Source organism: Pseudomonas sp. GW821-FHT03E01 (assembly GCF_059420765.1).
Map to the genome: position 1 here is coordinate 531,108 of NZ_JBWKUI010000002.1, position 20,256 is coordinate 551,363.

Consider the following 20,256-nt stretch of genomic DNA (forward strand, 5'->3'; position numbering starts at 1 on the left):
GCAGTCCTCAAAAAATGCCTCAAACGGGGTGTTCCGACGGGCAGTCTTTTCATGCCGTCGGACAAAGCAGGCATAATACCGCGCCTTCGCCCGCGAAGCGCCTTTCCCACACAGCCGGTCGCCCCTTTGAACGAACGCCCGATGTCTACCGCCTTACGCCCCTCGGCCTGCCCGGGGTTGCTGCGTATCGTCCCGGCACTGGATGGCGGCATCTGCCGGATCAAATTGAACGGCGGCTCGATCAGCGCGACCCAGGCTGAAGCGGTGGCCAGCGCGGCCGAACGGTTTGCCGGGGGCGTGATCGAGGCGACCAACCGGGCCAACCTGCAGATTCGCGGAATTGGCAGTGAGCAGACGGCTTTGATCGACAGTCTGCTCGCCGCAGGGTTGGGGCCGCGTACCGCGGCGGGCGACGATGTGCGCAATCTGATGCTCAGCCCGTCTGCCGGGGTTGACCGGCACATGCTCTTCGACACGCATGCGCTGGCGGAGCAGATCCTCACGACGCTGCAAAGCCACGAACGTTTCCACGAACTCAGCGCCAAGTTTGCCGTGCAACTCGATGGCGGCGAGGCGTTGGCGATGCTCGAACACCCGCATGATCTGTGGTTGTCTGCTGCTGAGCGAAACGGCGAGCTGTTGCTGGCGTTCGGTCTCGCGGGTTGCCCTACGGACAGGCCCGCAGGCGCGGTGTCACTCGAGCAGGGGCACGCACTGGTGGTAGCGGTGCTGGAGTTGTTTCTCGACCTGGCGCGTCCGGATCAAACACGAATGCGTCATTTGCTGGCCGAGTATCCACTCGCAGAGTTTCTCGCTCGCCTGGCCGAGCGTGTGCCCTTGAAGTCGATTGCCGATTGGCAGCGTTCACTGAACCTGGACACTCTGCACATCGGCGCTCATCCGCAACGTGAAGCCGAACACGTCTATATCGGCGCCGTCCCCCCTTTGGGGCGGCTCGATCCCGTCATGCTCAGGGGCGTGGCGCAACTGGCGTGCGAATTCGGCGACGCGAGTCTGCGTTTCACTCCATGGCAAAGTCTGTTGCTGCCCAACGTTCGAAAAGAGCGGGCGCCTGAAGTGATTCGGCGTCTGGAGCAACTGGGCCTGCTATGTGAGGCTGATCAGCCTGTGTCACGGTTGATCGCCTGCACCGGTTCCGCTGGCTGCGGCAAGGGCCTGGCCGATACCAAGAGTGACGCCATGCAATTGGCCGCGCTGTTGCAACGTCACGATCAAACAGTGCATTTGTCCGGCTGCCAGCGTTCCTGCGCCGCGGCCCATGTAGCACCGGTCACGCTGCTGGCTGTCGCCCCCGGTCACTACGACCTCTATTTTCGCGATGCAGGGCATCCGGGTTTCGGCGCCCTGCACGCACACAACCTTACTATTGAAGCGGTCGCAGCCTTGCTCGACGCCCGCTCACGGAGCCCCCTTGATGCTTGATTACATCCGCGACGGTCAGGAGATCTATCGCAACTCCTTCGCGATCATTCGCGCCGAGGCCAACCTTGCGCGTATTCCGGCCGATCTGGAGAAACTCGCCGTGCGGGTGATCCACGCCTGCGGCATGGTCGAGGCCATCGATGGTCTGCAGTTTTCCGAAGGCGCCGGCAAGGCCGGGCGCGATGCGCTGGCCGCTGGCGCGCCGATTCTGTGCGACGCGCGGATGGTCAGCGAGGGCGTGACCCGCGCGCGTTTGCCGGCCAACAACCCGGTGATCTGCACCCTGCGCGACGACAGCGTGCCGGAGCTTGCCCGTGAGTTGGGCAATACCCGTTCCGCCGCCGCGCTGGAGCTGTGGCGTCCGCATCTGGAAGGCAGCGTGGTGGTGATCGGCAACGCACCGACCGCACTGTTTTATCTGTTGGAAATGCTCGATGCCGGCGCGCCGAAGCCGGCGCTGATCCTCGGCTTCCCGGTGGGCTTCGTCGGCGCCGCCGAATCCAAGGCGATGCTCGCGGCGGACAGCCGTGGCGTGCCTTTCGTCATCATGCAAGGCCGGCTGGGCGGTAGCGCCATGGCCGCCGCCGCCGTCAATGCCCTCGCCACGGAGATCGAATGATGCAGCAACCTGGACGTTTGATTGGCCTGGGCGTCGGCCCCGGTGATCCGGAACTGATTACCGTCAAAGCCTTGCGCCTGCTGCGCGAATCGCCGGTGGTGGCGTACTTCGTCGCCAAGGGCAAGAAGGGCAATGCGTTCGGCATCATCGAAGCGCATCTGCAAGATCCACAAACCCTGCTGCCGCTGGTTTATCCGGTGACCACCGAAGCGCTGCCGGCGCCGTTGTCATATGAACAAGTGATCAGCGATTTCTACGATACGGCCGCTGAACAACTCGCCGCGCATCTGGACGCGGGCCGTGATGTGGCGGTGATCTGCGAAGGCGATCCGTTCTTCTACGGCTCCTACATGTACCTGCACGATCGACTGGCTGAGCGTTACGAAGCCGAAGTCGTGCCGGGTGTCTGCTCGATGCTCGGCGGTGCCTCGGTACTCGGTGCGCCGCTGGTGTATCGCAATCAGAGCCTGTCGGTGTTGTCCGGCGTGCTGCCCCACGAAGACCTCAAGCGTCGCCTGGCCGATGCCGATGCGGCAGTGATCATGAAACTGGGGCGCAACTTTCCCAAGGTCCGTCAGGTGCTCGAAGAACTCGGTCTGGCAGAGCGTGCGCTGTATGTGGAGCGCGCGACGATGGCCAACCAGAAAATCGTGCCGCTGGATCAGGTCGAGCCGATGTCCTCGCCGTATTTCTCGCTGATCATCGTTCCCGGCGAGCGGTGGCAAGGCTGATGACTCATTCCACGCCCGCAATCGTCATTCTCGGTCAAGGCAGTCTGGCCACTGCCCGCCGCATTCAACAGGTGTATCCGGCTGCGTTGATCCACGGCCTGGCCGGACGGGTCGAGGGTGCCGACCGCACTTATCCCGAATTCGGCGCGACCCTGCGCGAGCTGTATCAGCAGGACACGCCGATCATTGCCCTGTGCGCGGCGGGGATCGTCATTCGCACCCTGGCTGCGCTGTTGCTGGAAAAGGGCGCCGAACCGCCGGTGCTGGCCGTGGCCGAAGACGGTAGCGCGGTGGTGCCCTTGCTCGGTGGCCTCGGTGGCGTGAACGTCATGGCGCGCGAGATCGCTAGCGGGTTGCAGGTCGCTGCGGCGATCACCACCAGCGGCGAACTGCGCTTTGGCACCTGCCTGCTCAATCCGCCAAGCGGTTACGCCCTTGGCGATCTGGAACTGGGCAAGCGTTTTGTCTCTGATTTGCTCGCCGGGCACAGCGTGCGCATCGAAGGCGCGGCGCCGTGGCTGGAGCAGGCGCAGTTGGTGGAAGATCCGCTGGCGCAGCGTTCGATCCATGTCGGCAGCAACGCCCGTGAGGCGAGTGCCAATGAGCTGGTGATTTATCCGCGCAGTGTTGCGGTGGCGATTGGCGCCGCCGCGGCGGATTTACCGAGCACTGTTTGCGCGGCGTTACAGCAGGCGAACGTCGCGGTGCAGGCGCTGGCCTGTCTGGTGGCGCCTGACACTGAAATGGCCAACCCGGTGTTGCATGAAGCGGCCGTTGCGCTGGGTGTGCCGCTGCGTTTTGTCGCGCCGGCGAGCGATATCGGCGCGTTGGCCCGTAGCGCGGTGCCCGAGGCGACGATCATCGCAACGACAAACAATGTGGCTGTGGCCGTGACCGAACAACCACTGGACCTCACGCAAGTCGGCCGCCCACGCGGGCGTCTGGCCGTGATCGGCCTCGGCCCGGGCGCCGCCGAACTGATGGTGCCGGCCGTCAAGGCCGAATTGGCCCGGGCCACCGATGTGCTCGGCTACGAAACCTACGTGCGCATGGCCGGTCCCTTCCGCGCGGATCAGGTGCTGCATTGCACCGACAACCGCGAAGAAATGCAGCGTGCCCGTCACGCCTTCGAACTGGCGGCCCGGGGCCGTTCGGTGATCGTGGTGTCCTCAGGCGACCCGGGCGTGTTCGCGATGGCGGCGGCGGTGCTCGAAGCCTTGCACGAGTCGAGTGACCCGGCCTGGCACACTGTCGAGCTGGAGATCCTGCCGGGCGTCTCCGCGTCGCTCGCCACCGCTGCCCAGGCCGGTGCGCCGCTGGGGCATGACTTCTGCGTGATGTCCCTGTCGGACAACCTCAAGCCGTGGTCGATCATCGAAAAGCGTCTGGACCTGGCCGCCGAAGCGGACCTGGCCCTGGCGTTCTATAACCCGATTTCACGTTCACGGCCATGGCAGTTGGGGCGTGCGCTGGAGATCGTCGCGCAGCATCGCAAACCTGAAACGCCGGTGGTGCTGGGGCGGGATATCGGCCGACCGGGACAGACCTTGCGCACGACCACTCTGGGGGCGTTGACCCCGGATCAAGTGGACATGCGCACCATGGTGCTCGTCGGCTCTTCCACTACCTGCGCATTCCCTCGCGCGGAGGGCGGCGATTGGGTGTATACGCCACGCTGGTACGGTGAAAAACCGGCGTCCTGATAGCCAGCGGCCCTTCGGGGCCGCAGTCTTTTCCGTCACTTCACAGCACTGGAATCCCAGTGGTCGGGTTGGTTTTTTCCACGTTCGAACGTGTCGTCCTTTTCAGCGGCTGTCATGGGATTTGGCGCGGTTGCCTGTGGTCTTTTTTCTGTCGCTAATGTCTTGTTTTATTTATTCGGAAATATTAAATATTTTGCATTGTTGAGTGTGTGACAGGTTTGTTTGAAGTGGCAGTAGTTTAATGTTTGCTCGTGGTGTGTTAAGTAACTTTTGGTGTCGTTAGAGTGTGTTGTTAGGTTTTTTTGTTTCTGCTTTATTGAAATTAATTGAATTTCTTCCTGTTTGAGCTTGCCTGTTTCAAGGCGTAGTTTTCAACTTCCAGGCCAAGACTTTAGATGCCCTGTTGTTTGAGTGTCTGTGCTTATTGGCTGGCCTATTCGTTGATAATTAAACCGAAACAGTAAACGGGATACGCATGCACGATATTGAGCGCCGAAACAAGGATGGTTATGTTGATTTTGTCAGTCTTTTCAAACTGGCGGATCTTGAACGCGGATTGTCGTCGCATAAAGACAGTCCACACTACGAGGAACTATTGCGTTATTACTTTGCCTGTGTGGGGTTGCTGGAATCGCCAAGACTGCTCGAACCGTTAGGGTTATTCAAACACACGCTGACACTGTTGCTGGGCAACAAACGAGTCAAACGCAATCTTGATTCGCAGACGCCGGGCAATGCTGACGACACCGCGATGCAACTATCGCAGATACATGACGAAGTCGAACGGTATGAGTCGCGTCTTCGGTTCAGTGTGGAGCAGATGAACACAGTGGCGACGGAAGTTCCCAAGGTGTTGCATTTTGTCTGGCTCGGTGGCGGTCTCGGCGCCATTCAGCGCGATTACCTCAACCTATGGAAACAAGTGTTGGCCGAGCATGGCTACACCCTCAATCTCTGGTATGACAGCGATGCGCTGCTGGCTTATCAAACCAACAAACTGATTGTTGACGCCGCCAAGGCGCATGCCCTGATGCAGGTTGCAGACAAAAGTATCTCCGAAGATGAACTGGCAACCCTGTACGAGGAGCGCGCTATTGTTCTGAAGCAACAGATGTACGCACACATCAATGCGGCAGTGGCAAACGGTGAATCAGCCGATGAGGCTCGGATGGATTTGCTGACTCGGGCCTACGGCCAGGATGCGGCGAAGCTGCAAGCGTTGAAGGAAAGCAATCACCGCAGTGTGCAGGACATGAACGGTTTCCAATTGCGCGATCTTGATGCGGCCGAGGTGCCGTTGCAATTACAGGGCATCTACGAACAGGAAATGCGATTACGCGGCAATCTGGCGGCGGCGTCCGATGTGGTGCGTGTTGAAGTTCTGTTTGGCGAAGGTGGCATCTATGCCGATGTGGATAACCTGCCGCCGTTATCGAGAACGCTGGGCGGAGTCGATATCCACGGTTTGGGTTCCGATGCGCATTTGGGGATTTTGCAGTTATTGCTCAATGACAATCCTGAATGGATGCCTGGGCGTCGGGCATCCTCCAGTTACATCGAGACGATTCCCCCTGAGCATTTGCCGGCACTGGAGGCTTTTGTAAAAAGCCGGCCGGGCCTGAGTGAGGTATTTCAGCCACCGGCAGATCGGTTGGCCCGACCCTTTATGCTGCGAGCGGCGTCGGAAGGCAGTTCGATAACGAATGCATTTCTGATGGCGCATCCCCGCTCGACGATTCTGCAAACCGTGCTCGAGCGTTTCCGGTTCAACTATGAGGTGATTGAGGCTTCGAACCGGTTGGCCGCCCGACGAGGCGTTGCTTTGAGCGATGTTGATGCCATGGCACCGCTGGTGCAGGAAGTGGTGGAAGGAACGTATGGGCCGCTGATTGAGCTGTCGATGGAAGAGGAAATATTTGCAGGGTTTCTGATCGATGCCATTGCGACCTACTTTCGCGACGGCATTCGGCTTCAGAGCGAAGGGACTATCTACCTGACCGGCCCTGGAGCCGTGCGTGATGGCATGGCCGATTACGCAAGAGCCCACTTTACCCCCTCGGTGGCTGAGGCCGTGCGCAAGGAGGCCGCCATTGCGCGCTACACGTCGGTCAACCGCGCCACCGAAGAAGAACTGGACCATTCCTGGAAGGACAATGAAACCGACCCTGATAAATGGGTCAGTAATGAGCAGAAACGCTGGCAGGAAGGCCAATACAAGACCCGTTACAGCGGCGATATCGCGCAATTGCTCAAAGGCCCGACGATTGAGTTCGAGCAGGGCTGGCCGGTGATCGAAGAGCGGCCGGTGCTGCTGACCCACGTGCTGGAGCGTTTGGTCGAAGGGCTGGGCGAGCCGTTCATGGCGGCGATGAGTCGGGGACACACTGGCGCTATCCGCTTCGAAGATCCACTGCCGCTGAGTTTTGATGATCGCCAGGCCATTCGTAATCAGCCCCTCGAATCGCAAGCCCCTGCTTTCCTGAACGATGGGAAAAGCCACAACCCGGGTGTCGATGAAGTGCTGAGCGACATCGCCAATGGCACCCGTCACTTCGTCGAGACGACCCCCTTGCAGAGGCTGTCGCTGGGGGTGTTGTTGGGGATGGACTCACTGCATAACCAACGCTTTGTGGAGTTCACCGGTGAGCTGGACAATCTGGCCAACAGCATGGTCGGGCAGGGTGCTTCAGGCCGTTACGCCGTCATTGAGCGGCAACTGTACAAGCGCGAGGCACCGGGATTCATCGCCAGTCTGAACAGTGATTCAGAACCGGCGCCGAGGGCGGCCGGCAGCGCACTTGAACTGAAAAAGGCTGCATTGACACTGGCGCGGACGGCGGGCCAGTGGGGGCGCCATATGGCGCAAATCCAGCAAGTGGCGACCCTTGAACATCGCATGCAGATCGTCGAGAAGGTGGGGCAGATACTCGACGAGATCGAAGCCAGCAGCATCAAACTGGTTCCCCAGGATCTGCTGCTGCGCAGCGGTGGCGAGGCGGTTGGTGGTCGGTGCTACCCGTTGACCCTGGTGATGAGCGCGGCACTGATGCAGGACGACATGGCCTCCCGGCAGTTGCGTGAACGTTTCTATCTGTCCGCCATCGATCCCGAGCAAGCTGATTCGGCAACCTTCCTTCAAGCGCTGGAAGAGCTACGGGATGTGCAATTGAACGATGTAGGGGCACCGCTTGACCGCGCGGACCTGGATCAGGTCACTGCCGCTCTCGAGCAACATGAAGGCAGCCGCGCACTGATGCTTAACTCCGACAATCATTCGATGCTGGTGGCCAAGACCGTAGAGGGCGATCACACCACTTATCATTTTTACGACCCCAACTTCGCGTTGTTCGAGTTCGAGCAACCGGCCATGTTCAAGCGGGCGCTGGAATACTTTTTTCTGAAGCAGGGCATGGCACGGCATTACGCGGCCTATGGTTCGCAAGCCCGGCCGGAGTTTGACCTGATTGACCTGCATGGGGGAAAGGTGTCTGACTTGAAGCTGTCTGCCGGATTTGCCGTGGAGCAGCTACTGAAGTCCGAACCGTTGCCGGGAGCACCGCTGCGTCCGATTCGCCAGCGCCTGAACAGTGCCCGTGGGCAATCGCTGGTCAACAATTGGCATCTGGGCAGCAGTTTGCTGGAGCTCGATAGCCACTGGTGGGGACAGCAGATCGCACACGCCAGCGTCGGTTTGCAGGAGTTGCATGCGTCGGTAACGCCGCTGGTGCCGTTGTTCGAAACGCTGGAAATTACGCCCGAGGGTAAATATCGGGTGAGTCTGATCAATCCGTCAGACCCGGAACACGAGGTTCAGGTGATCAGCGGCGATCACCGTCTGTTGCGGATCAAGAATTGGCTGTCGGAACAGTTTTCGACCCTGGCGCGTAAACCGGCCGGGACGGGCGGTGTCGTGGATCCGACAGAGATCGGCAGTGTTCACACCCTCAACGCAGGGTTCGCCATTCAGGCGTTGATGAACGCGTTGCGTGGCCGGGAAGGGGAGGGCCGGACATTGACCACCGCCGTGCGCCTGCACGCTTACGTCAACTATGCCCAGTTGGTGCATGGCACCGTCGTGGATGTGGTTGGCCTGGTGCAGTTGGTTCGCACCGCGTTGAGAGAAGAGAAAATCATCGCTCGTACTTGCGCTCCGGTCGTCGGCGAAGCTTTGGGGCATGCAGCCGGTGAAGGTGTCGGCGCCGTATTGGGGCTGGCCAACGTCGGCTTTGATATTTATCAGCTGTCGACGGCGCAAAACGAAGTCGAGAAGGCCCAGTTCGGTACTCAATTGACATTCGATACCGCCAGCCTGGCGCTCACGGCAGGCGGTATCGGTGCAGGACTGGCCGGCGCATCGACCGCCGCTGCGGTGCTCGGTGGCGCCGGGGTGATTCTTGGTGGCCTGGCCATTGGTGTTGCTGCACTGGCCCAAGGGTTTGCCAGCATCTTGCGAGACGCCGAGGAGGTCGGCAAGTTCTTCGACGACATGGATCGGGGTTATCGCTCGCATGGCTACCGGTTCGATCACACCGTTGGCGCCTGGGTCGTGCGGCCTTCGCTGATCGTCCAGCGCATAGATCTGGGTGCTGGCAAGTTGCTGCTCGACAGCCCGAAGCTGTTTCCACTGCACGACCACTTTGGAGTGCCGGGTTTCGATGTTGATTACACGCGGGCGATCAATATCCGCCAGGAATTGAACCTGCCCGGTCAAAAAGAATTTGCACCGCCCACAGGGCAAGCCATTGTGCTGCCATGCACACCGCAAACCTTTTACGGCTATGAGTACAAGGCGCTGCCGTTCGCCTCCGCATTTCACGACCCTGGTTTTGACACGGCCCGGCGCCTTGAAAAAAAGCAAGCGGATGGTCAGCGGCTATTTCTGTTTACGTTCTATTCCTTTCCGTCGCATTACATCCTTCATCGCCTGAATCCGGTGTATCGCGAAACAGTCATCGAGGTGCAACTGGATGCGGTGGATCGTTCACTGGTGGTCCCCGTTTTGCCGGATGCCTGGCACGGCAAGCTGTCGTATGAGCTGACAGGCGCTGGGGGGAGCTGTTCATTGATGCTCAATCCCGGTGCAAGTATCCGTCTTGTCTCTCCCAGCCTGAAGCAATGCCACTGGGTGTTGCAGGCAAGCTGGGCGAGTGAAAGTGATATCCGCATCGAGCCTTACGGCGAACTGTACATCGGTACTGTCCATGTGAAAATTGCCGGCAAAGGTCGTCATGAGGTGCTGATCCAGGTGGTGGATAAACAGTTGTTCAGCGTTGACCCTGGCAAACGCCAATTGGACATTCTCCAGCAGACAGCGCCTGAAGGACTCGATGAACAGGCATTGCTGGCGCACTACAAAGGCCTCGCGCAGGAGCATCGACTGGTATTGCCGTACACGCAGATCCATCGTTACCTGATTCCGTACGAGGCGCCGGACGAGCCCCGTTACACCAATGCCTGGTATGACTGCGCTGAAGATCGTTTCCTGTATATCCGCAACGAGACCGTCCTTGAGGCCGACGAGGCGCGGCTGTCGATGGTGGTCGAGGGTTCTGCTTATTTCTACCAACCGGAGGGCCACCAGATCTGGCAAGTCGATGCCGCCACAGGCTTGCTCAAGAATCGCTATCGCTTACTGCTAGAGGACAGCAAAGGCACCATTCGCAGTATCGAAGCGGATGCTCATGGTGTGATTCATGTCGTGCAGGAGTACGTCACGGGCAATCAGGCCGCCAGGCAGTACCGTTACCTGATTCATGAAGGTCGATTGCTGTTGAGTTCCGTGACTCACGATATGGCGCGGGAACTGCAGGCGTTGGTGTTTGCCAGCGAAACGCTGGCCGACTGGTCATCGGTGTTCGGCAAGTATGTGTCTTTCAATCCTGTTCCTCAGCGGGACGGCTTCACAACGGTCGACTGGCAGCCGGCGCCTTACGTTTCGATCTGTTGGAAGTTTGACCCGGATCGGCGAGACATGGCGTGGGTTCGCAGTCGCGATCAGTTGCTCATTCATCCGCTGCCCCGACCTCAACACACGCGTGGCTGGGCCGATTCGATCAAGCACCTGAACGATCTGATGCTGTTGCCGATGGCCGACGACAGCGACATATTCTTCATTTACGACCGGCTCGCCCAGACCCTTTGCCGACTGCAACGGACCGTGACAGAGGACAAGGGACAATGGGCCCACCAATGGGTGCAGCCCGCCGGGCTCAAGCAGGTCGTGGCCGTCGAGAGCGGCTATGTGGCACTCGATGAGGAGGGGCTGTTTTTCAACCTGACCGCGCAAGGCGAGGTGCAGCTGGGCGGCCTGAGCGAGCAGTGGCTCAACGGCCGCGCCCAGTGGTGGCAGGCGCTGGAGCCGATTGCCGAGCGTTACCCGGGCAAAAATATTGCCATTGTCGGCCTGCGCAATTTCGCCGATAACGGCAACGTGGGTGCCTGGTATGTGAGTAACCGCCTGGTGCTGTGCGATCCGGGACTCGACAAGGAAATTCGCCTGCTTGGCGTTACCCCGGACAATCAGGCGGTCTGGCTGTTCGATCTGTCCAGCGGTGAAATCTGGAATCAGACGTTCATCGATCCGCGGCAACTTGATCAGGCATTCGGCACGGGCTCGCGATTGTTACTGGGCGACAGGTTGCCGGCTCATCAACCAGAGTGGGCGGATTGGCGTTTTGCCGACGTGACCATCGAGGGCGCCGGCTTGCGTGGGACAACCGTTGAAGGCGTACTGCTCGAACTCCGCCATCAAGAGGTGGAGATCATCACTGGCGTCAGCCACGACTGGGTGAGCGCCCATGGCGAACACTTGATCGAAAGTCTCCAGGCGTTACTGGAAACGACGGAACATGCCGAATTTGTATCTGTGGAGTCCGAACCCGGCAGCTTGCAGTGGTATGCCGTCCAAAGCGCCCGGCTGATCCGGATTACCGGTAAGGACCTGCCCGTAGATTATTCGCTGCTGGGCACTCAAGGCCAGGTCAATGTGTTGCTGCATGAGGCCCGGGAAGGACGGGTGCGTGTGTATCCGGACAGGCGAAGCATCGGGCCGTTCGATTATGTCCAGCGCAACGCCGAAGTGCTGGTTGTCGAAGGAGAAAAGACCCTGGGTGATCTCCTGCCGCTGATTCCCGATGACGTCAATACGTTGATTCTGCGATTGGGGCAGGGTGCCGTGACTTATCACCTGACGAAGGCTGTCTGGCTGAGGCTCGACTCAGTCATCGTCGACTGCCGGCACGCACTGGGTGAAGTGCCGGCCATTCCAGGCAAATTGATCTGGGCCTTCGATGATCCGCAAAGATTGCTGTTCGAGATTGTTCAGGAACATCTGGTCATCGTTGACCCGGACAGTGAGCACAGTCTGATCTTCCGTGATGTGTGTTCCGTCGACCCGGCATTGCGCGGTGATGTGTTCCTCGCGTTTGAAAAGCTGCAATCCCATCCGGTATCGATGTTCGTGGCGCGGTTGCGCGACAGGAAAGAAAAAAACGGCAGTGCAACGCTGCAGGAGTTGTTGGCGGAGCCGGCAGTCGCAGGATAAGCAGCGACTGGCGCCGAGTTCATGAAAAAAGGCCGCGAACGATTCCGTTCGCGGCCTTTGACATGATGGGGTCGGTGTGGCGATCACCACGTTCACGGGATGACGGAGTTGTTCGCCTATCAGGGCACCAGATAGCCTTTTACGCCGGTAAAGATGATCTGTGCTGCCAGCGCACAGACAAAAAGTCCCATCAAGCGACTGACGATTTGCAGGCCCTGATCGCCAAGAATCCGCTCGATACGGTTCGACAAGTAAAGCACCACCCCCACCGTGAAACTGGCCAGGGCAATGCTGAGGATCGCGGTGAGTTTGTCGTCCCAGTGCGGTTGGCTGACACCCATCACCAACAGCGCACCGATGGTGCCCGGGCCGACGGTCAGGGGGATGGTCAGCGGGACGATGGTCACGTCTTGCTGCACGTTGTCGGTTTGCACCACCGACTTACCCTGGGCCATGCCCAGCGCCGAGATGAATAGCACGCTGCCGGCGCCGATGCGAAATGCATCCACGGTAATGCCGAACACGTCAAATATCACCCTCCCGAACAGGTACAGCAAGACGCTGGAAACCAGTGTGGCAATTGCCACTTTCCAGGCCAGGCGACGTTGTTCCTTGCGCGAATAACCGCGGCTCAGACTGATGAAACAGGACAACACGAAGAACGGGCTGTAGAGCACCAGCATCTTCAGATAAACGCTGAATAACACGTGGAGCATAATGTCGGCTCGCGGCAGGAGATTGTTGGAGCGGAGTCTATCAGCCGGTTTAGAAAGTTGTCGGCGCGCGACGGGAGATTGCTCAGAACGTCGAAGCCGTACGATTCTGATGATCGCGCTGGGCAACCCAATGCTCGATCAGGTCGCGCAACTGCGACAGCTCGACCGGTTTGGCCATGTGCCCGTCCATGCCGGCCTGACGCGCGCGCTCTTTGTGCTCGGCGAGGATGTGCGCGGTCAACGCCACCACGGGGGTGCGAATCCGCTGGTTGCCGACTTCCCAGGCACGCAATTGCTGGGTGGCGGAGAAGCCGTCAAGGATTGGCATTTCGCAGTCCATCAGCACCAGGTCGTAACGCTGGGCCTTCATTGCCACCAAGGCTTCTTCGCCATTGCTGGCGGTATCCGGTTGCAGGTTGAGCTTGCCCAGCATGCCGCGGATGACCTTGGTCGAGATGCTGTTGTCTTCGGCCACCAGGATGCGGAAGTCGCTGGGCACCTTGACCGGAAGGGTGGGGCCGGTGGGCAGGTGCTGCGAGGTAGCCGGGCCGTTGTTGCGCTGGTTCAGTTCGTCCGCCAGGGTGGTCTTGAGGGTGTAGCCGGCCACTGGCTTGGCGAGGATGCGCTTGATCCCGGAGTTGCGCGCGATGATCTTGCTCGGCGCGTTGCTGATGCCGGTGAGCATGATCAGCAGAATGTCGTGGTTCAGGCTCGGGTCTTCCTTGATCTTGGCGGCCAGTTGCATGCCGGTCATACCGGGCATGTTCTGGTCCAGCAGGACCACGTCGAAATAATCGCGCAGGTGGGCCTTGGTGCGCAGCAGCGCCAGGGCCTCCTTGCCGGACGGTACGGCGCTGACGTTCAGGCCCCAGGCGCTGCACTGCTGCACCAGCACCTTGCGACAGGTGTCGTTGTCGTCCACGACCAGTACGCGTGCGCCTTGCAACGGACTGTCCAGGTCCGAGGTCGGATGCTCGAGACGGTCCGGGTCCAGTGGCAGGGTCAGCCACAATGTGCTGCCTTGGTTGGCGCCGCTCTTGATGCCGAATTCGCCCTGCATCAAACGGATCAGCTGACGGGCAATCACCAGCCCCAGATTGCCCCCCAGGCTGGTGGCCGAGAGGAAATGCTTGCTGTGCAGCTCGGCGTGCATCAGTGCGTCGCGTTCTTCAGCCTCCATCGGCTGGCCGCTGTCCTGCACGGCGATGCGCAGCCGCGGTTTGGCGCTGCGTTCATCCAGGGCGACAACGATCAGAATCTCGCCTTCGTCGGTTTTCTTCAGGGCGTTTTCCAGCAGGCTCAGCAGGGTCTGGCGCAGGCGCGTCGGATCGCCGCTGATGACGCGCGGTACCTGTGGCTGGATAAAGCTGATCAGCTCGATGTTCTGTTGTTCGGCCTTGGCGCGGAAGATGCTCAGGCAGTCTTCGATCAGGGCATTGAGGTCGAACTGCACATCGTCCAGCTCGATCTGTCCGGACTCGAGCTTGGAGATGTCGAGAATTTCGTTGATCAGTGTCAGCAGTTCGTTGCCGGCGCTATGGATGGTTTGCACATAGTCGCGCTGCTTGACCGACAGCGGTGTGCCCAGCAGCAGTTCGGTCATGCCCAGCACACCATTCATCGGGGTGCGGATTTCGTGGCTGATTTTCGCCAGGAATTCAGCTTTGGCGTTTATTTCGGCATTGCTGGCAGCCAGGTCGCGACTGACGCTGAAACGGTCTTCGGTGATGCTACGCTGTCGCTCGCCCAGGGCCACACTCATCAACAGGCCACTGATACAGATAAACACCAGCAGGGTGATGATCAGGCCTTGCGGGGCGACAAGGGTCAGCCCCTGCAGCGCCGGCAGGATAATCAACGTGCCAAGGTTGAATACCACCATGGCCGCCACGAACAGGCGAGCCGGGCGATAACCTTTTTGCCAGTGATGGGCGCTGACGAACAACATGCTCAGGCCGGCCAGGGCAACCAGTGCGTACGTGATCAGGTTCAGCGGCAGGGTGTTGACGAACAACAGCAGCAGGCCGCAGGCCACGATGAACAGGATGTCCCCCAGCAGCAGCTTGTTCAGCGGGTGCGGGCCGAGCGGGGCGAAAAAACGGTAGGCGAACATCAGGCCGCAAGGTGCGGTCAGCAGCAAGGCAAGATAGGCACCGGGTGTTTGTACGACGGACCAGTTCGGCAACCATGGGCGGGCCAGGTTCAGCAGCAGCACCAGGCTGAGCAGCAACAACCCTTCGCACGCTGCCAGCCAGAGGCTGCTGCGCGAGCGGGTGTAGGTGTAGCGGGTCAGGTTATGCAGGATCAGCATCCCGAGACAGCCAAAGAGCAGACCGTAGATCAACGTCTGGTTCTGAGTGGCTGCGCTCATGACCGCCGATTGCAGGGTGATGTAAGGCCGAAACTGGTGTTCGGAGACCAGTCGCATATAGACGTCGAGGGTTTTGTCGCTTTGCGGCAGCGGCAACATGAAGTCGTTGCCGGGCAGGGGGCGCTCAGCCTGAGGCTGCCCGGTGCCGGTATTCAATTGATCGATCAGCTGGTCGCCATCGAGCACATACAGATTGAGGTGCGACAGGTCGGGAGCGAACACCCTCAGCAACTGTTCGTGTTTGCCGGGTGCCAGCCTGAAACGCAGCCACAGCGCACCGTCAGGCCCGGCTGCGGTGAGGCGGTCGAGTTCAACGGGGCTGAATTGATTGGTGTAGCGGCCGGAGCGGATGTCGCTCAGCTGCAGATCGCCCTGTTCGTCGAGCAATACCGCCCAGCCACTGCCTTGCGAGGCCTGGGCCGGGAGCATGCAGAGCAAGGTCAGCAGAGTGACGGTGAAGCCTATGGCAATCCTGAGCCAGCGCACGGCGAAATCCCTTCGTAGGTTGATGCCAGAATATAACTATGCGCGGCGCCGGAATAGTCCGGCAAGGGCTGCAAGCCCTTGCCTGGCCGAATGGATGGCTTATTCCTGATTTTCGCCACGCTCGCGGGCAATGGCACGGTAGCCAATGTCCTTACGATAGAAGCAGCCTTCCCAGTCGATTTTAGCCGCCAGTTTGTAAGCCTGCTGCTGGGCTGTGTCGACGCTGGTGCCCATGGCGGTTGCGCACAGTACCCGACCACCGGCCGTCACCACCTGACCGTCCTTGAGTGCAGTGCCAGCGTGGAAGACTTTGCCTTCCAGTGCCGCGGCTGCATCCAGACCGTTGATGGCAACGCCTTTGGCGTAGTCACCCGGGTAACCGCCAGCGGCCAATACGATACCGACGCTCGGACGTGGATCCCACTGTGCTTCGACCTTGTCCAGCGCTTGCGCCAGGGCCGCTTCGACCAGCAACACCAGGCTCGACTGCAAACGCAGCATCACCGGTTGGGTCTCAGGATCGCCGAAACGGCAGTTGAACTCGATAACTTTTGGGTTACCAGCCTTGTCGATCATCAAGCCGGCATAGAGGAAACCGGTGTAAACATTGCCTTCCTCGGCCATGCCGCGCACGGTTGGCCAGATCACCAGGTCCATGACCCGCTGATGGACTTCGGCGGTGACGACCGGTGCCGGGGAGTAGGCGCCCATGCCGCCGGTGTTCGGACCGGTGTCGCCGTCGCCGACGCGTTTGTGGTCCTGGCTGGTGGCCATCGGCAGCACGTTCTTGCCGTCGACCATGACGATGAAGCTGGCTTCTTCGCCGTCCAGGAACTCCTCGATGACCACGCGGGAGCCGGCATCGCCAAACGCGTTGCCAGCGAGCATGTCGCGCACCGCGTCTTCAGCTTCAGCCAATGTCATGGCCACGATCACGCCTTTGCCGGCGGCCAGGCCATCGGCCTTGATCACGATCGGTGCGCCTTTTTCACGCAGATAAGCCAGGGCCGGCTCGATCTCGGTGAAGTTCTGGTAGTCGGCGGTCGGGATCTTGTGACGCGCCAGGAAATCCTTGGTAAAGGCTTTCGAGCCTTCCAGTTGCGCGGCACCTGCGGTCGGGCCGAAGCAATCCAGGCCACGGGAGCGGAACAGGTCGACAACGCCTGCAACCAGCGGCACTTCCGGGCCGACGATGGTCAGGGAAACGTTTTTCTCCGCGAAATCTGCAAGCTGCTCGAGGGCCAGCACGTCGATGGCGACGTTCTCGCACTTGGCTTCAATGGCGGTGCCTGCGTTGCCCGGGGCAACGAACACTTTTTGCACGCGCGGATCCTGAGCCACTTTCCAGGCCAGGGCGTGTTCACGGCCACCGCTGCCAATGATCAAAACATTCATTTCAAAAACCTCGGATGACGCTAATTCTGTTTTGGAACCTAAAGCGCTTCACGCCGTAGGAGGTCGCAATGAAGCCGGTAGATGCAAGGCGGAGTCGACCTCGATGAGCGGAGTTGCCTTTTGGCAATGAGCATCATCGAGGTCGGCTCCAACGCAGCAGGTACCGGGTTCAGTGCGGCCGTTGTCTTATTAGTGACGGAAGTGGCGCATGCCGGTGAAGACCATGGCGATGCCGGCTTCATCAGCTGCCGCAATCACTTCGTTATCACGCATCGAGCCACCTGGCTGGATCACCGCAGTGATACCGACCTTGGCTGCGTTGTCGATGCCGTCGCGGAACGGGAAGAACGCATCCGACGCCATGACCGCGCCCTGCACTTGCAAGCCGGCATGTTCAGCCTTGATCGCGGCGATACGCGCGGAGTTCACGCGGCTCATCTGGCCGGCGCCGACACCGATGGTCTGACGGTTCTTGGCGTAGACGATGGCGTTGGACTTGACGTACTTGGCGACTTTCCAGGCGAAGATCAGGTCGTTGATTTCCTGCTCGGTTGGCGCGCGCTTGGTCACCACTTTCAGATCTTCGCTGCCGATCATACCGATGTCGCGGCTCTGTACCAGCAAACCGCCGTTGACGCGTTTGTAGTCCCAGGCTGGAACGCGGTCAGCCGACCACTCGCCGCAGGCCAGCAGGCGTACGTTGGCTTTGGCGGCCACGATGGCGCGGGCTTCTGCGCTGACGGATGGGGCGATGATCACTTCGACGAACTGACGCTCGACGATGGCCTTGGCGGTTTCAGCATCCAGCTCGCGGTTGAACGCGATGATGCCGCCGAACGCCGACTCGGTGTCGGTGGCGTAGGCCAGCTCGTAGGCTTGACGGATGCCGCCTTCGGCGTCCGGGCTCACGGCCACGCCGCACGGGTTGGCGTGCTTGACGATCACGCAGGCCGGCTTGACGAAGCTCTTCACGCATTCCAGCGCGGCGTCGGTGTCGGCCACGTTGTTGTACGACAGCTCTTTGCCTTGCAGTTGGGTCGCGGTGGCGATGCCGACTTCGGCAGGCTTGGCTTCAACGTAGAACGCCGCGCTCTGGTGCGGGTTCTCGCCGTAGCGCATTTCCTGAGCCTTGATGAACTGGCTGTTGAAGGTGCGCGGGAATTCGCTGCGGCCGGAGGTCGAGAGGGTTTCAGCCGCCTGGTTCACGGTGCCCATGTAGTTGGCGATCATGCCGTCGTAGGCGGCGGTGTGTTCGAAGGCCTTGAGCATCAGGTCGAAACGCTGAGCGTAGGTCAGGCCGCCGGCCTTGAGGCTTTCCAGAACGTTGGCGTAATCGCTGGCATTCACCACGATGGCCACGTCTTTGTGGTTTTTTGCCGCCGAACGGACCATGGTCGGGCCGCCGATGTCGATGTTCTCGATGGCAGTCGGCAGGTCGCAGCCTGGCTTGTTGATGGTGGCTTCGAACGGGTACAGGTTGACCGCTACCAGATCGATCGGCTTGATGCCGTGCTCGCTCATGATGGCGTCGTCGATACCGCGACGACCAAGGATCCCGCCGTGGATTTTCGGGTGCAGGGTTTTCACCCGGCCGTCCATCATTTCTGCGAAACCGGTGTAATCCGCGACTTCCACTGCGGCAACACCATTGTCGCGCAGCAGCTTGAACGTCCCGCCGGTGGAGAGGATCTCTACGCCCAGGGCTTCGAGCTCTTTGGCGAATTCAAGGATCCCGGTCTTGTCGGAAACGCTGATCAAGGCGCGGCGGATCGGCAGGCGGGTAGTCTGGTCGGTCATCTCAATTTCCATCAAAAGCAAAGGAGTCAGCAAAAAAGGCGACCGGTTTTACGTGGGCGCCTTTCTGGTTTGATTGAATGCTTACAGCAAATCGTACTGCTTGAGTTTCTTGCGCAGGGTGCCCCGGTTCAGTCCGAGCAGCTCACTGGCCTTGGTCTGGTTGCCCTTGACGTAGTTCATCACGCATTCGAGCAGGGGGGCCTCGACTTCGGAGAGCACCAGGTTGTACACATCCGTGACGGCAGCGCCCTCAAGGTGGGCGAAATAATTGTGCAGCGCCTTCTCGACACTCCCGCGAAGGGTCTGACCTTCTTCGCTCGGGGTATTGAGGTGCTGTTTCAAATTCACGTTGTCGCTCACGGGTGTTGTTCCACTCACTAAAGTCTCGGTCATCATCGTCATGCGGCCACCCCTTCTCCGTCCCCTGTCAGGCTCTTGTAACGTTCGGCGAAGAAGCCTCGAACGTAGGCGCATTGTGCTTCCGTATCTTCCAAACGATTGAAGTGGGCGCGAAACTCCCTGGCGCCCGGCAAGGTTGCGAGATACCAGCCCACATGCTTGCGAGCTATGCGCACGCCCATGACGTCGCCATAGAAGGCATGCAGCGCGGCCAGATGCTCAAGCAGAATACATTCCACCTCGATCAGTTCCGGTGCCGGGAGTTTTTCGCCGGTACGCAGATAATGGTCGATCTCACGAAAAATCCATGGCTGCCCCTGGGCAGCCCGGCCCACCAACAGGCCATCGGCACCGGTCGCGTCGAGCACGTACCGGGCTTTCTCGGGCGAATCGATATCGCCATTGGCGAAGACCGGAATCGACACCGCCTGCTTGATCGCGGCAATGGTGTCGTACTCGGCTTCCCCGGTGTACAGGTCGGCGCGCGTGCGGCCATGTACGGCCAACGCCGTGATGCCTGCCTGTTCGGCGATCTTCGCCACCGTCAGACCGTTCTTGTTCGCCCGGTCCCAGCCGGTGCGGATCTTCAGGGTGACCGGCACATCGACCGCAGCCACCACGGCCTGCAGGATCTCGGTCACCAATGCTTCATCTTTCAACAGTGCGGAACCGGCGGCCTTGTTGCAGACCTTCTTCGCCGGACAGCCCATGTTGATATCAATAATCTGTGCGCCCAGCTCGACGTTGGCCCGGGCCGCATCCGCCAGCATCTGCGCATCTCCGCCGGCGATCTGTACCGAGCGGGGCTCGGGATCGCCTTCGTGGATCATGCGCATCCGCGATTTGCGGGTGTTCCACAAGCTCATGTCGCTGGTGACCATTTCCGAGACTACAAGTCCTGCGCCCAATCGTTTGCACAGCTGACGAAAGGGCTGGTCGGTGACGCCCGCCATGGGGGCGAGGATCAAGCCGTTGTGCAATGTATATGGACCGATGCGTACCGCCGACATAGGACTTCCCTGTTGTGGGGCCGGATCATGAGAGTTCGAAAAA

At 60.1% G+C, this 20,256-nt stretch carries 11 protein-coding genes; 5 read left to right on the plus strand and 6 right to left on the minus strand.

What is annotated here, in order from left to right:
- The first annotated feature begins 141 nt into the window (after positions 1 to 141).
- The 5 genes from cobG to AC07VO_RS05355 all read left to right on the plus strand — a co-directional run bounded on the left by cobG (position 142) and on the right by AC07VO_RS05355 (position 12,039).
- Positions 142 to 1,443 carry a precorrin-3B synthase gene (gene cobG / locus AC07VO_RS05335; protein WP_281253742.1) on the plus strand — a complete coding sequence of 434 codons (1,302 nt, stop codon included), beginning with the start codon at positions 142 to 144 and terminating at the stop codon, positions 1,441 to 1,443.
- On the plus strand, positions 1,436 to 2,062 hold the full coding sequence (locus AC07VO_RS05340; RefSeq protein WP_007937188.1) for a precorrin-8X methylmutase: 627 nt from the start codon (positions 1,436 to 1,438) through the stop codon (positions 2,060 to 2,062). Before cobG ends, AC07VO_RS05340 begins: the two co-directional genes overlap by 8 nt.
- On the plus strand, positions 2,062 to 2,793 hold the full coding sequence (locus AC07VO_RS05345; RefSeq protein WP_018928431.1) for a precorrin-2 C(20)-methyltransferase: 732 nt from the start codon (positions 2,062 to 2,064) through the stop codon (positions 2,791 to 2,793). Before AC07VO_RS05340 ends, AC07VO_RS05345 begins: the two co-directional genes overlap by 1 nt.
- A complete protein-coding gene (cobJ, locus tag AC07VO_RS05350) occupies positions 2,793 to 4,496 on the plus strand; it encodes a precorrin-3B C(17)-methyltransferase (RefSeq protein ID WP_086944046.1) in 1,704 nt (567 codons plus the stop codon). The genes AC07VO_RS05345 and cobJ overlap by 1 nt, the downstream gene beginning before the upstream one ends.
- A gap of 475 nt (positions 4,497 to 4,971) precedes the next feature.
- On the plus strand, positions 4,972 to 12,039 hold the full coding sequence (locus AC07VO_RS05355) for a TcdA/TcdB pore-forming domain-containing protein (RefSeq protein WP_192350770.1): 7,068 nt from the start codon (positions 4,972 to 4,974) through the stop codon (positions 12,037 to 12,039).
- Between the two features lie 119 nt (positions 12,040 to 12,158).
- Here AC07VO_RS05355 and AC07VO_RS05360 read toward each other — a convergent pair whose 3' ends face one another.
- The 6 genes from AC07VO_RS05360 to dusB form a co-directional block, all read right to left on the minus strand.
- Positions 12,159 to 12,755, minus strand: coding sequence for a MarC family protein (locus tag AC07VO_RS05360; protein WP_018928428.1), 597 nt, complete (start codon positions 12,753 to 12,755; stop codon positions 12,159 to 12,161).
- 82 nt (positions 12,756 to 12,837) lie between these two features.
- Positions 12,838 to 15,612: a hybrid sensor histidine kinase/response regulator gene (locus AC07VO_RS05365; protein ID WP_018928427.1), complete on the minus strand. Its 2,775-nt coding sequence runs from the start codon at positions 15,610 to 15,612 to the stop codon at positions 12,838 to 12,840.
- A 99-nt stretch (positions 15,613 to 15,711) separates the two neighbouring features.
- Positions 15,712 to 17,007: a phosphoribosylamine--glycine ligase gene (gene purD / locus AC07VO_RS05370; protein WP_064616059.1), complete on the minus strand. Its 1,296-nt coding sequence runs from the start codon at positions 17,005 to 17,007 to the stop codon at positions 15,712 to 15,714.
- 189 nt (positions 17,008 to 17,196) lie between these two features.
- Positions 17,197 to 18,804, minus strand: coding sequence for a bifunctional phosphoribosylaminoimidazolecarboxamide formyltransferase/IMP cyclohydrolase (purH, locus tag AC07VO_RS05375; protein ID WP_018928426.1), 1,608 nt, complete (start codon positions 18,802 to 18,804; stop codon positions 17,197 to 17,199).
- Positions 18,805 to 18,885: 81 nt separating this feature from the next.
- Positions 18,886 to 19,206 (minus strand): DNA-binding transcriptional regulator Fis, encoded by a 321-nt coding sequence (gene fis / locus AC07VO_RS05380; protein WP_007907419.1) that lies wholly within the window; start codon positions 19,204 to 19,206, stop codon positions 18,886 to 18,888.
- Complete coding sequence (gene dusB / locus AC07VO_RS05385) at positions 19,203 to 20,213, minus strand: tRNA dihydrouridine synthase DusB (protein ID WP_018928425.1); 1,011 nt, start codon at positions 20,211 to 20,213, stop codon at positions 19,203 to 19,205. The genes fis and dusB overlap by 4 nt, the downstream gene beginning before the upstream one ends.
- Positions 20,214 to 20,256 lie beyond the last annotated feature (43 nt).

Coding starts and splice junctions, on each gene's coding strand:
- cobG (WP_281253742.1), top strand. CDS start 142: ATGTCTACCGCCTTACGCCCCTCGGCCTGCCCGGGGTTGCTGCGTATC.
- AC07VO_RS05340 (WP_007937188.1), top strand. CDS start 1,436: ATGCTTGATTACATCCGCGACGGTCAGGAGATCTATCGCAACTCCTTC.
- AC07VO_RS05345 (WP_018928431.1), top strand. CDS start 2,062: ATGCAGCAACCTGGACGTTTGATTGGCCTGGGCGTCGGCCCCGGTGAT.
- cobJ (WP_086944046.1), top strand. CDS start 2,793: ATGACTCATTCCACGCCCGCAATCGTCATTCTCGGTCAAGGCAGTCTG.
- AC07VO_RS05355 (WP_192350770.1), top strand. CDS start 4,972: ATGCACGATATTGAGCGCCGAAACAAGGATGGTTATGTTGATTTTGTC.
- AC07VO_RS05360 (WP_018928428.1), bottom strand. CDS start 12,755: ATGCTCCACGTGTTATTCAGCGTTTATCTGAAGATGCTGGTGCTCTAC.
- purD (WP_064616059.1), bottom strand. CDS start 17,007: ATGAATGTTTTGATCATTGGCAGCGGTGGCCGTGAACACGCCCTGGCC.
- purH (WP_018928426.1), bottom strand. CDS start 18,804: ATGACCGACCAGACTACCCGCCTGCCGATCCGCCGCGCCTTGATCAGC.
- fis (WP_007907419.1), bottom strand. CDS start 19,206: ATGACGATGATGACCGAGACTTTAGTGAGTGGAACAACACCCGTGAGC.
- dusB (WP_018928425.1), bottom strand. CDS start 20,213: ATGTCGGCGGTACGCATCGGTCCATATACATTGCACAACGGCTTGATC.